At 74.8% G+C, this 14,205-nt stretch carries 2 protein-coding genes; both read right to left on the bottom strand.

Annotated features, from left to right (window positions below; genetic code table 11):
* Positions 1-11: 11 nt before the first annotated feature.
* On the bottom strand, positions 12-5,387 hold the full coding sequence (locus ACQEUU_RS35620; protein WP_433074754.1) for an SDR family NAD(P)-dependent oxidoreductase: 5,376 nt from the start codon (positions 5,385-5,387) through the stop codon (positions 12-14).
* A complete protein-coding gene (locus ACQEUU_RS35615) occupies positions 5,377-13,935 on the bottom strand; it encodes an SDR family NAD(P)-dependent oxidoreductase (RefSeq protein ID WP_433074751.1) in 8,559 nt (2,852 codons plus the stop codon). Before ACQEUU_RS35615 ends, ACQEUU_RS35620 begins: the two co-directional genes overlap by 11 nt.
* Between the last annotated feature and the right edge of the window lie 270 nt (positions 13,936-14,205).

Here is a 14,205-nt window from a genome sequence, read left to right as displayed (position 1 = left end):
GGAGTCATACGTCACAGGTCGTTGTCGATGAGGGCGAAGATCTCCTCATCGGACGCGTCGTCGATCTTGTCCACCACGGTGTCGGGCCGGCCGGAACCGTCCGGTTCGGTGCCGAAGCGAGCCAGTCCGCTCTTCAGCACGGCGACGAGCCGACCGCGGATGTTCTCGCCGTCGTCCTCGACGCCGACGAGCATCGACCCCACGCGCTCCAGGACTCCGCGCAGCATGTCCTCGGGCGAGGGCTGCGCGGGAGCCAGCGCCTCGAACAGGTGCTCCGCCAGCACCCGCACCGTCGGGTGGTCGAAGACGAGGGTCGCGGGCAGCCGCAGCCCGGTGTCGGCGTTGAGCCGGTTGCGCAGCTCGACGGCCGTCAGCGAGTCGAACCCGAGCTGGTTGAACGCCCGGTCGATGCCCACCTTGTCCGCGCTCCCATGGGCCAGCACGGCGGCGACGTGGTCGCGGACGGTGTCGGTGAGCAACCGCAACGCCTCGTCCCTGCCCAGCTCCGTCAGCCGGGCCACCAGCGAACCAGCCCCTGCGGCCCCGTTGCCCGCCGCCCGGCGAGGCGCGCGTACGAGTCCGCGCAACATCCCCGGCAGCCCGTCGTCCTCCGCCCTGGCCCGCAGACCCGCCAGATCCCAGCGCGCCGCCACCACCACCGGATCGACCCCACCGGCCAGAGCCGCGTCGAACAACGCCAGCCCTTCCTCCACCCCCAGCGGGGCGATCCCTGCCCTCGCGAGCCGCGCCCGGTCGGCCGCGCCCAACGCGCCCGTCATCGCCGACTCCACATCCCACAACCCCCACGCCACCGACACCGCCGGCAACCCAGAAGCCCGCCGCGAGACCGCCAGCCCGTCCAGGAACGCGTTCGCCGCCGCGTACGCCCCCTGACCCGCATTGCCCAGCACCCCCGCCAACGAGGAGAACAACACGAAAAAGCCCAGCCCCGTCGACGCGGTCAGCTCATGCAGGAACCACGCCGCATCCGCCTTCGGCCCCAACACCCCCGCCACCCGCTCCGGCGTCAACCCCTCCACCAGACCGTCATCCAGCACACCGGCCGCATGCACCACCCCGGCCAACGGACCCACCGACCCCACCAGATCCGCCACCGCCCCCCGATCGGCCACATCACACGCCACCACCCGCACCCGAGCACCCCCCTGCTCCAGCCCCGCCACCAGAGCACCAGCACCCCCAGCCGCCAGGCCACGCCGCGACACCAGCACCAGATCCCGCACCCCATGCCGCTCCACCAACCGCCGCGCCACCAGCGCCCCCAGCCCACCGGTCCCACCAGTCACCAGCACCGCACCCGACACCGTGGACGAGTCCGTACCTGGCGCCTGCGAGACGGAACCCTGGTCGACCGATGCCGCACGACGGACCAGACGCGGCGCATACACCCGCCCATCCACCACCCGCACCTGCGACTCCCCCGAACCCACCACCACATCCCAACCGGCGAACCCCTCCGGCACCTCAGCCAGCACGAACCGCCCCGGCTGCTCACTCTGCGCCGACCGCACCAACCCCCACACCGCCGAAGCCGCCACATCCCCCGCCACCGTCGCGAACACCACCGGCGCAGAACCCGCCCCCGCCACCGCACCCAGCACCCGCGACGTCAACCCACGCACCACCGCCGGCACATCCCCCGCCCCACCCACACACCACACCACCACCGGCTCCTCGCCACCCCGCCCCGAAGCAGCCACCTCGACCCACTCCACCCCGTACAGCGGCGTCCCCGACGCGGCCGGGGCGAGCGACTCGACCGGCACCGGGCGCGCCCGCAGGGAGTCCAGGCAGAACACCGGACGCCCCGACGGACCGGCCGCCTCGATGGCGCACCCGTCGGCGCCGGTCCTGGCCAGGCGGACCCGCAGCATGGTCGCTCCCGCCTCGTGCAGGCGCAGGCCGCGCAGTTCGAAGGGCAGGCGCAGCTCGTCGGCGGAGCCGGTGACGAGCAGCGGGTGGAACACGGCGTCGAACAGGGCGGGGTGCAGGCCGAAGCCGGTCACGTCCACACCGTCCGGTGCCGCCACCTCGGCGAACAGCTCCTCACCACGACGCCACAACCGCCGCAGCCCCTGGAACGCCGGACCGTACTCGTAACCCAGACCCGCCAGCCGCCCATAACCCCCCTCCACATCCACCGCCACCGCGTCCACCGGCGGCCACACCCGCGCCCACTCGCACACCCCCGAACCCACGACGCCCCCCGCCAGCACACCCGAGGCATGCCGGGTCCAGGCGTCGTCGGCGCCGGTCGGCCGCGAGTGCACGCGCACCGCCCTGGCGCCGGAGGGGTCCGGTGGGTCCACGACGACCTGGACGGTGATCGCGCCGTCCAGCGGAAGCACCAGCGGGGCTTCGAACATCAGCTCCTCGACCAGGTCGGCGCCGGTTCTCGCGGCGGCTTCCATGACGAGGTCGGCCAGGGCCGTGCCGGGCAGCAGCACCGTGCCCGCCACGACGTGGTCGGCCAGCCAGGGCATGGCGTGGACCGACAGGCCGCCGGTGAGCACGACCGGTCCGTCCCCGGCGACGTCGACCTCGGCTTCGAGCAGGGGGTGGGCGACCTCGCGCAGGCCGGCGGCGGACAGGTCGGCGACGCGGGCGGGCGGGCCGAGCCAGTAGCGCTCGCGTTCGAAGGCGTAGGTCGGCAGGTCCACCGGGTTCCCGCCGGGCAGCAGCGCCGGCCAGTCGACGGAGGCTCCGGCGGCCCACGCGCCGGCCAGGCAGGCGGCCAGCGCGTCCGGCTCGGCGCGGTCGCGCCGGTGCAGGGAGAGGATCGAGACGTCCTCTCCGGTGACGCAGTCGTGCGCCAGACCGGCGAGCACGGCCCGCGGCCCGACCTCCAGGAAGAGGCGGACCCCCTGCGCCTCCAGCCGGGCGATCATGGGCTGGAACATGACGGGCAGCCTGATCTGGCGCAGCCAGTACTCAGGGTCGGTCCACGGCGTGTCGAGGAGGCCGGTGAGGCCGGTCACACCCGCGATGCCGGGCTCGGCGAACGTCACCGACTCCAGTTCCGCGGCGAACTTGTCGATCACGGGTTCCATCAGCGGGGAGTGGAAGGCGTGGCTGACGGTCAGCCGCCGGACGCGCCGGCCGCGCTCACGCCAGTGGCCGGCGACCGTGAGGCAGGTCTGCTCGTCGCCGGAGATCACCACGCTGTCCGGGCCGTTGACGGCGGCGATGCCCGCCCGGTCGTCGAGCCCGGCCAGGGTGAGCCTGACCTCCTCCTGGGCGGCGGCGATCGCGATCATGGCGCCGGGTTCGCGGAGTCCCTGCATGAGCCGCCCCCGGGCGGCGATCAGGCGGGCGGCGTCCGGCAGCGACCAGATTCCGGCGACGTGCGCGGCGGCGAACTCGCCGACGGAGTGACCGGCGACGTACGCGGGACCGAGCCCGAGCGACTTCAGCAGCCGGAAGGCGGCGACCTGGAAGGCGAACAGGGCCGGCTGGGTGTAAGCGGTCTCGTCGAGCAGGGCGGCTTCCCGCGTGCCCGGCTCCGCCCACATCACCTCGCGCAGCGGCCGGTCGAGGTGGGGGTCGAGGGCGGCGAGCGCCTCGTCAAGTGCCGCCGCGAACACCGGTGAGGCGGCGGCCAGCTCCCGTCCCATGCCGGGCCGCTGCCCGCCCTGCCCGGTGAACAGGAAGGCCGTACGGGTGAGCTCGTCCGCCACGCCGGTGACCACCTCGTCCACGGGCTGCCCGCGCAGGTAGCCGCCGAGGTTGGCGACCAGGGTCTCGCGGTCGCGGCCGAGCACGACGGCGCGGTGCGGGTGCGTGGCCCGGGTGGCGATCAGGGAGTGGGCGACGTCGGCGGGGTCGGTGCGCTCCCGCGTCGTGACGTGCCGGTGCAGCCGTTCGGCCTGGGCGCGCACGCCCTGGGCGGTGTGGCCGCTGACGGCCCAGGCGAGCGGGCCGGTGAGGACGCGCTCGCGGTGGTCGCGCTCGGGCGAGGGCTCGGGCGCGGGCTCGGGGACGTACTCCTCGATGATGGCGTGCGCGTTGGTGCCGCTGATGCCGAAGGAGGAGACGCCCGCCCTGCGGGGGCACTCGCCGCGCGGCCAGTCGCGGGCCTCGGTGAGCAGCCGCACGCCGCCCGCTGACCAGTCGGCGTGCGGGGTGGGCTCCTCGACGTGGAGGGTACGGGGCATGGTGCCGTTCCGCAGGGCCTGCACCATCTTGATGACGCCGGCCACTCCCGCGGCCGCCTGCGTGTGGCCGATGTTCGACTTGAGCGACCCCAGCCAGACGGGCCGATCGGCGTCGCGTCCCCGCCCGTACGTGGCCAGCAGCGCCTGCGCCTCGATCGGGTCGCCCAGCGTCGTCCCGGTGCCGTGCGCCTCCACCACGTCCACGTCGCGGGTGTCCAGCGACGCGTCCGCCAGTGCCGCCCGGATCACCCGTTCCTGGGCCGGACCGCTCGGGGCCGTCTGCCCGTTCGAGGCGCCGTCCTGGTTGATGGCGGAGCCGCGCACCACGGCGAGGACGCGGCGGCCGTTGCGCCGCGCTTCCGACAGCCGTTCCAGCACGAGCACCCCGGCGCCCTCGGCCCACGCCGCGCCGTCGGCGGTGGAGGAGAACGGCTTGCACCGGCCGTCGGGGGACAGCGCGCGCTGGCGCGAGAACTCGACGAAGGCGTCGGGTGAGGCCAGCAGGGTGACCCCGCCCGCGAGGGCGATCCCGCACTCCCCCTGCCGCAGGGCCTGCACCGCCAGGTGCAGCGCGACGAGGGAGGAGGAGCAGGCGGTGTCCACCGTGATCGAGGGGCCCTCCAGCCCCAGGGTGTAGGAGACCCGCCCGGACAGCACGCTGGGGGTGCTCGCGGAGAGCAGCAGTCCTTCGAGTTCCGGGGGGACCGCGCCGTGCACGTAGCGGGAGGAGTAGTCGTTGAACATGTTGCCCGCGTAGACGCCGGTGCGGCTGCCCCGCAGCTCACCCGGATCGATCCCGGCCCGCTCCAACGCCTCCCAGCACGACTCCAGGAACAACCGATGCTGCGGATCCGTCGCCAGAGCCGTACGCGGACTCATCCCGAAGAACCCAGCGTCGAACTCCCCCGCCTCGTACACGAACCCCCCATGCCGCGTGTACGACTTCCCCACAGCCTCAGGATCCGGATCGAACAACCCCTCCAGATCCCACCCCCGATCACCCGGGAACTCACCGATCGCATCCCCACCGGACGCCACCAGATCCCACAACTCCTCAGGACCCGACACCCCACCCGGAAAACGACACGCCATCCCCACGATCGCCACCGGCTCATGCCTGCGACCCTGATCCTCGGCCAACCGCTGACGCGTCTCCGCCAGCTCGACCGTGACCTTCTTCAGATACGCGCGGAGCTTGTCCTCATTCGCCATGGCCAGGCCCTTCCTGTGGCGACCTCAGCGGAGATGTCATCGTTCGGTTGTCGATCAAGGCGAAGATCTCCTCGTCGGAGGCGGAGACGATCTCCTCGGCGGCGCCGTTGGACCCGGCGGGCACGGCGGTCAGCGGGTCGTCCGAGCCGGCGCCGATCCTGGCGAGGGCGCTCTGCAGGATGGCCACGAGCCGGTCCCGCACGGTGTCGGCCTCGCCGTTGGCGGCCAGCATCATGGTTTCGGCCTGGTCCACCGCCGTCCGCAGGGCGTCCTCCGCGGAGGGCGTCTCGGGGGCCAGCGTGCGGAACAGGTACTCGGCGAGCGAACGGACCGTGGGATGGTCGAAGACCAGCGTGGACGGCAGCCGCAGCCCGGTGGCCGTGGTGAGCCGGTTGCGCAGCTCGACGGCCGTCAGGGAGTCGAAGCCGAGCTCGTTGAAAGCCCGGTCGACGTCGATCGAGTCCGCGCTGCCGTACGCGAGGACGGCGGCGACGTGCGAGCGGACCAGCTCGGTGAGGTGGGTGAGCGCGCCGGCCTGGCCCAGCGCGGCCAGGCGCTCGGTCAGCTCGGCGGGTCCGGCCGCCGCCCGGGCGCTCGCCTGACCGCTCGTGTCGGCGGCGCGGCGCGGCACCCGAACGAGTCCGCGCAGGACGCTCGGCAGCCCGTCGTCCTCCGCCCTCGCCCGCAGACCCGCCAGATCCCAGCGCGCCGCCACCACCACCGGATCGACCCCACCGGCCAGAGCCGCGTCGAACAACGCCAGCCCTTCCTCCACCCCCAGCGGGGCGATCCCTGCCCGCGCGAGCCGAGCCCGGTCGGCCGCGCCCAACGCGCCCGTCATCGCCGACTCCACATCCCACAACCCCCACGCCACCGACACCGCCGGCAACCCAGAAGCCCGCCGCGAGACCGCCAGCCCGTCCAGGAACGCGTTCGCCGCCGCGTACGCCCCCTGACCCGCATTGCCCAGCACCCCCGCCAGCGAGGAGAACAACACGAAGAACCCCGGAGGAGAAGACACCGTCAGCTCATGCAGGAACCACGCCGCATCCGCCTTCGGCCCCAACACCCCCGCCACCCGCTCCGGCGTCAACCCCTCCACCAGACCGTCATCCAGCACACCGGCCGCATGCACCACCCCCGCCAGCGGACCCACCGACCCGAGCAGGTCGGCCACCGCCGCCCGATCGGCCACATCACAGGCCACCACCCGCACCGAAGCACCCGCCGCCTCCAGCCCCGCCACCAGAGCACCAGCACCCCCAGCCGCCGGACCACGCCGCGACACCAGCACCAGATCCCGCACCCCATGCCGCTCCACCAACCGCCGCGCCACCAGCGCCCCCAGCCCACCCGTCCCGCCGGTCACCAGCACCGCACCCGGCGGAGCAGCGAGTGCCGCTTCCTCGACCTGGCGACGGGCCAGGCGCGGGACGAGCACGGCGCCGTCCCGTCCGGTGAGTTCGGTCTCACCGGCGGCCACGGCCGCGGCCAGCAGGTTCCAGCCGGAGAACCCCTCGGCCACCTCCGCCAGCACGAACCGGCCCGGCTGCTCGCTCTGCGCCGCCCGTACCAGGCCGCGCACCGCGGCGCTCGCCGGGTCGTCGCCCCGGGTGAGGCAGACCAGCCGCGAACCGGCGAACCGCTCGTCGCCGAGCCAGCCCTGCACGAGGTCGAGTGCCTGCCCCACCGCGTCGTGCGCGGAGTACGGCAGGTCGTCGGGGTCGGCGTGGCAGGGGGCGATGACCAGGTCGGGGACGCCGGCCGCGCTCATCTCGGCCAGTGAGGCGAGGTCGTAGTAGCGGGGCGGGTCGATCCCGGCCGCCGCCAGTTCGGCGCCGATCTCGTCGGTCAGCTCGTCGGAGCCGGCCAGCGCCCAGCGCGCCTCCGGTGTCCCGGCCACGGCCGGTTCCACCCACTCGACGACGTGGGCGGCGAGACCGGTGGGATCTGCGGCGCGGGCGTTCCTGGGCATCCGGCGCAGGACCAGCGTGTCCGTGCCGCCGATCCACTGGCCGGCGCCGTCGAAGATCGTCAGCGAGACGCGGTCGTCGCCCGAGTCGCCGATCCGCACCCGCAGAGTCCGCGCGCCGGTCGCCGTCACCCGGACCCCGTTCCAGGAGAACGGCAGCAGCAGCCCGGGATCGCCCGCCGCGTCCAGCACGACGCTGTCCAGCACGATGAGGTGCAGCGCGGCGTCCAGCAGCGCGGGGTGCAGGGTGAAGCGTCCGGCGTCGCCGTTCACCGGCTCGGGCAGGGTCACCTCGGCGAACGCGTGACCGTCCGCGCGCCAGGCGGCCGTCAGCCCCTGGAACGCGGGGCCGTAATCGTAGCCGCGCTCGGCCAGCCGTCCGTACAGGTCCTCCAGGTCCACGGGTGCTGCGTCCGGCGGCCAGGCGATCGGCCCGGCGGAAGGCGCTGCGGCGCCGGGGCCGAGCAGGCCGGTCGCGTGCCGGGTCCAGCCGGCCTCGGCGTCGCCGGCCGCCCGGCTGTGGACGGCCACGGTGCGGCGGCCCTGCTCGTCCGGCCCGCCGACCGCGATCTGCACGTGCACGGCTCCCGTTCCCGGCAGGAACAGCGGGGCCTCCAGGGTCAGGTCCTCGACCTCGTCGCAGCCGGCCGTGGCCGCCGCCTCCAGCGCGAGCTCCACGAAGGCGGTGCCGGGCAGCAGGACCGCGCCGTCCACGGCGTGGTCGCCCAGCCATGGCGCGGTGGCCAGGGACAGCTGCCCGGCCAGCAGGAACCCGTCGTCGGCGGCGAGCGGCACGCTGGCGCCGAGCAGCGGGTGGTGAGAGGGGGCCAGCCCGCCGCCGGCGGCGACCGGCTCGGCGTCCAACCAGTGCCTGGTCTTCTCGAAGGGGTAGGTCGGGAGCCCGTCGTAGTGGCTCGTCGCCGGGCCGAGCGCCGCCGGCCAGTCCACGTCCGCGCCGAGCGTCCAGGCCTGGGCGGCGGACCTCAGCAGGCGTTCCGCGCCGCCGTCGCCCCGCCGCAGCGTGCCCGTCGCCCCACCGGCGGCAGGCCCCTGAGAGCCCGTGACGGCGGCGAGGGTGTCCTCGACGTGCCCGGTCAGCACCGGGTGCGGGCTGACCTCGACGAACACCGGGGTGCCCGAGCCGGCCAGTGACTCCACCGCCTGCCGGAACAGCACCGGTCGCCGCAGGCTCGTGAACCAGTAGTCGGCGGTCAGCCTGGCCGGGTCGATCGTGCCGCCCTCCAGCGACGAGCAGAACGCGACCTCGGCCTGCCGGGGTCGGATGCCGTCGAGCGTCTTCAGCAGCTCCTCGCGCAGGTCGTCGATGTGCGGGGTGTGGGCGGCGTAGCCGATCGCGACCCTGCGGATCCGTACGGCGTCGCCGTGAGCGGCGGTGAACTCCTCCAGCGCGTCGGCGTCGCCCGCCACGACCGAGCTGTCGGGCCCGCTGTGGATGGCGAGCCAGAGCCTGCCGGTCCACGGCTCCAGCATCCGCGCCGCCTGCTCCGCGTCGACGGGCAGGGCGAGCATGCCGCCGCGGTCGCCGAGCCGGGTCAGCGCCCGGCTGCGCAGGACCACGATCCTGGCCGCGTCCTCCAGGGAGAGCGCTCCCGCCACGCACGCGGCCGTGATCTCGCCCTGGGAGTGGCCGAGCACCGCGGCCGGCCGGACGCCGAGCGAACGCCAGACCTCCGCCAGGGACACCATGACCGCGAACAGGGCGGGCTGGATCACGTCCGACCCCTCCAGCGCGGGCGCGCCGTCGGCGCCGCGCAGCACGTCCTCGACCGACCAGCCGGTGTGCGGGCGCAGCGCCTCCTCGCAGCGCAGCAGGGCGGCCCGGAACCTCTCGTCGGCGTCCAGCAGGTCCACGGCCATGCCCGCCCACTGCGAACCCTGACCGGGGAACACGAACACCGGCCGGACCCCGGGAGCGGCGACCCCGCTCACCACCGAGGCGCTGGACCCGCCTTCCGCCAGCGCGGCCAGCCCCGCCAGCAGCTCCCGCCGGTCCCCCGCCACCACCACGGCGCGATGCCCGAAGCTCGCGCGCCGGGCCAACGTCCGTCCCGCGCCCGCCAGGTCCTGATCGGCGACGCCTTCCGCGTACGCGAGCAACCGCGCCGCCTGCGCCCGCAGCGACTCCGCCGACCTGGCCGACACCGGCCACACCAGCGGACCGTCACCGGCTGCCGACACGGGCTCCGGCGGGCCATCACTGACGTCCGGCACCCGTACCAGCGGACTGCCGGCCGGCGTCGCCGGCGCGCCCTCCAGGATCACGTGCGCGTTCGTCCCGCTGACCCCGAAGGAGGAGACCCCGGCGCGCAGCGGACGCTCACCCGGCAGTTCCACCGCCCCGGTCAGCAGCCGCACGCCGCCGGACTCCCAGTCCACGTGCGGCGTCGGCTCGTCGGCGTGCAGGGTCGGCGGGAGCGTGCGCAGCTCCAGCGCCTTGACCATCTTGATCACACCGGCCACCCCGGCGGCCGCCTGCGTGTGACCGATGTTCGACTTCAGCGACCCCAGCCACACCGGCCGGTCGTCGGCACGCCCACGCCCGTACGTCGCCAGCAACGCCTGCGCCTCGATCGGGTCGCCCAGCGTCGTCCCGGTGCCGTGCGCCTCCACCACGTCCACGTCGCGGGCGTCGAGCCTCGCGTCGGCCAGTGCCGCCCGGATCACCCGCTCCTGGGCCGGACCGCTCGGCGCGGTCAGCCCGTTGGAGGCGCCGTCCTGGTTCACGGCGCCGCCGCGGATCAGGGCGCGGACCGGGTGGCCCAGCCGGCGCGCGTCGGAGAGCCGCTCCAGCAGCAGCACCCCCGCGCCCTCCGCCCAGCCGGTGCCGTCGGCCGCGGCCGAGAACGCCTTGCAGCGCCCGTCGGCGGCCAGCCCGCCCTGCCTGCTGAACTCCACGAACATCCCGGGGCTGGACATCACGGTCGCGCCGCCGGCCAGCGCCAGCGAGCACTCGCCGCGCCGCAGCGCCTGCACCGCCAGCACGATGGAGACCAGCGAGGACGAGCAGGCGGTGTCGGTGGTGAGCGCCGGGCCCTCCAGCCCGAAGGTGTAGGAGACGCGCCCGGAGACGACGCTGAGCGCGGTGCCCGTCAGCAGGTGGCCGTCGGCCAGGCCGGCGGTCCGGTGCAGTCGGGGGCCGTACTCGGGAGCCATCGCGCCCATGAACACGCCGGTGCCGGAGCCGCGCAGGCCGGCCGGGTCGATCCCGGCCCGTTCCAGCGCCTCCCAGCAGATCTCCAGCAGCAGCCGCTGCTGCGGGTCCATGGCCGCCGCCTCGCGCGGGCTGATGCCGAAGAACGCCGCGTCGAACCGGTCCGCGTCGTACAGGAAGCCGCCGTACCGGGTGTCGCTGGTGCCCGAACGGTCGGGGCCGGCGGCGAAGAGCGCGTCCAGGTCCCAGCCCCGGTTGGCGGGGAACTCCCCGATCGCGTCGGCGCCTCCGGCGGCGAGCCGCCACAGGTCCTCCGGCGAGGCCACCCCGCCGGGGTACCGGCAGCCCATCCCGATCACCGCGATCGGGTCGTCCTGCTCCGCCCGCGCGGGTCGCGGCGCGACCGAGGCTGACGGGTTGCTCTCCGAGGCGGTGAGCAGGGCGTACAGGTGATCGGCGAGGCGGGCGGGCGTCGGCTGGGCGAACAGCAGCCCGGTCGGGAGCTTGAGCCCGGTCGCCGCGCGGAGCCGGTCGCGCAGTTCGAGGGAGGTCGCCGACTCGAAGCCGAGGTCCTTGAAGGTGCGGGCGGGCTCGATGGCGGTGGCGTCCTCGTGGCCGAGCAGCCGGGCGGCGGTGCCCAACACCAGTTCCCGCACCTCGTCGAGGGTCCGCGTCTGCCGGAGGCCGTCCGGGTCCGGCGCGTCCCCGGAAGCGGACGGGGTGGCCTCCGTCCCGGTCGGGAAGGGCCGAGCCGCGTGCGGGACGGCGGGCGTGGGCGGGTACGGCCGCCGCTGGAAGGGGTACGTCGGCAGGTCCGCCATGCGGGCCCGCGGGATCTCGCGGACGGCCGGCCACTCGACCGGGGCGCCGGCGGCGTACGCGCGGGCCAGCGAGCGCAGCACCCTGTCGGGCCCGCCCTCGCCGCGGCGCAGCGTGCCGACCACCGCGACCTCGTGCCCGGCCTCCTCGCCGGTCTCCTCGACGGCCGCGGCCAGGACCGGGTGCGGGCTGCACTCCACGAACAGGTCGCAGCCCGTCCCGATCGCCGCCCGGATCGCCTGCGCGAACCGGACCGGCCTGCGCAGGCTGCGGTACCAGTAGTCGGCGTCGAGCCCGGCGGTGTCCATCGGCTCGCCGGTGAGCGTGGAGACGAACACGGTCGCGGCGCTCACCGGGCGGATCGGGGCCAGCGCGGCGAGCACCTCGTCGCGTACCTGCTCGACCTCGGCGGTGTGGGAGGCGTAGTCGACCTGGATGAGTTTGGCGCGGTGACCGGTCAGCCGCCCGGCCAGCTCCGTCAGCGGCTCGCGCGGCCCGGCGACCACGACCGAGCCCGGCCCGTTGACCGCCGCCACCGACAGCTGCTCCGCCAGCGGGCCGATCGCCCGCTCGACCACGTCCAGAGGCGCCGCCACCGACAGCATGCCGCCCCGGCCCGCCATGCCGGCGATGGCGCGGCTGCGCAGCGCCACGACCCGGGCCGCGTCGGACAGGGTGAGCGCGCCGATGACGGTCGCTGCGGCGATCTCGCCCTGGGAGTGGCCGACGACCAGGTCGGGCTCGACGCCGTGGGAGCGCCACACCTCGGCGAGCGCGACCATGACCGCCCAGAGCGCGGGCTGGACCACGTCCACCCGGTCGAGGCCGGGCGCGCCGGGCCGCTCACCGAGCACGTCGATCAGGGAGTAGCCGGTGTGCGGCGCGAGGGCGTCCGCGCACTCGGCGGCGCGGGCGGCGAACACCGGCGACGAGGCCAGCAGTTCGCGGGCCATCCCCGGCCACTGCGACCCCTGACCGGGGAAGACGAACCCGCGCCGCCCGCCGGTGGCCTGTCCGAGGACGACGTCGTCGTGCGGCCGGCCGCCGGCCAGCGCCCGCAGCCCGGACAGCCTGGCCGCCACGTCCGCGCCCAGCACCACCGCGCGATGCTCGAAGGCCGCCCGGCTCCGCAGCAGGCCGGCCGCGATGCCGGCCGGTTCCGCTCCCGGTTCCGCCGCGACGTCCGCGAGCCGGGCCGCCATCTCGCGCAGCGCCTCCGGGCTCCGCGCGGAGACCACCCAAGGCTGGTCCTCCAGGCCCGGAGCGTCCGCGGCGTACGGGTCCGCGGCGGGCCGCCCGGTCACGGGAAGCTCGGCGAGCAGGAGGTGGCAGTTGGTGCCGCCCATGCCGAACGAGCTCACTCCCGCCACGAGCCGCTCGGCCGCGGCCCAGGGGGCGGTCTCCCGTACCACGCGCAGGCGCAGATCCGTCAGCGGGATCTCCGGCGGCGGCGACGCGAAGTGCAGGCTGGCGGGCAGCTCGCGGTGCTTGATGGCGAGCACCACCTTCAGCAGCCCGGCGATGCCGGCCGCGCCCTCCAGATGGCCGATGTTGGTCTTGACGGAGCCGACCGGCAGCGGGTCGCCGTCCGGCCTGGCCGTTCCGTACGCCGCCCCGAGCGCGGCGGCCTCCACCGGATCGCCCACCCTGGTGCCGGTGCCGTGCAGTTCGACGTAGCCCACGTCGCCCGGCGCCACGCCGGCGTGCGCGCAGGCCAGCCTGATGGCCTCCTCCTGCGCCCGCCCGCTGGGCACGGTCAGCCCTTCGCCGCCGCCGTCGTTGTTGACGGCGCCGCCGAGGATCACGGCATGGACGGTGTCGCCCTCGGCCAGGGCGTCCGCGAGCCGCTTCAGCACGACCACGGCCCCGCCCTCGCCGCGCACGTACCCGTTGGCGCGGCTGTCGAAGACGTGACAGCGGCCGTCGGGTGACAGGGCGCCGAAGCTGCCGATGGCGTCGGTGGTCTCGCCGCTCAGGTTGAGGTTCACGCCCCCGGCCAGCGCCAGCGCGGTCTCGCCCCGGCGCAGGCTCTCGCACGCCAGATGCACCGCGACGAGCGAGGACGACTGTCCCGCGTCGAGGGTGAGGCTGGGGCCGCGCAGGCCGAGGAAGTAGGAGACCCGGTTGGCGATCATGGCCCGGTTCGTGCCGGTGTAGGTGTGCCTGCCGGGTTCGGCGCCGGCCCGCGCGAGCAGCGCGGAGTGGTCGTTCGAGATCGCGCCCAGGAACACGCCGGCCGAGCCGCCGCGCAGCCCGTCGGGGGCGGTGCGGGAGCTCTCCAGCGACTCCCAGGCGAGTTCGAGCACCAGCCGCTGGTGCGGGTCCATCGCCGCGGCCTCGTTGGGCGAGATGCCGAAGAAGGCCGCGTCGAACCCGTGGACGTCCTGGAGGAAGCCGCCCCGGCGGTACTCCGTCGCCTCGGGCCACCGGTCCTGCGGCGCCTCGGTGACCGCGTCCACGCCCTCGCGGAGCAGTCGCCAGAACGCCCCGGGATCGGCTGCTCCGGGCAGGCGGCAGGCCATGCCGACGACGGCGATCGCGTCCGGACCGCCGGAGGCCACCGGCCCCATCGACTCGTCACCCATCAATTCGCCACCCCAAGCCTCTGGCATCCGAAAGCCGCCGCTCGATCCGGAAAGACCGTGCATGACCACCCGCCGGCCGACGATTTTTCGTTTGTCCGAATGCGGGCGTCGCTTAGTTATGCCGACTTTAAGGCGGGACTTCTCGTCCGGCCCATGGCTTGTTGCTGGCACATTGTTGCCGCCCATACTTGCCATCGGGCCCGGCCTTTCCGGCCTTGACCCGGACGCTTCCCGTCCGCGATGAATAACAGGCGGAGAAAGCCGGTTCGA

The sequence above is a fragment of the Nonomuraea sp. CA-218870 genome, from assembly GCF_050936535.1.
Lineage (GTDB): Bacteria > Actinomycetota > Actinomycetes > Streptosporangiales > Streptosporangiaceae > Nonomuraea > Nonomuraea corallina.
The sequence above is the reverse complement of the archived record's forward strand: the minus strand, read 5'-3'. Positions and strand labels throughout refer to the sequence as shown.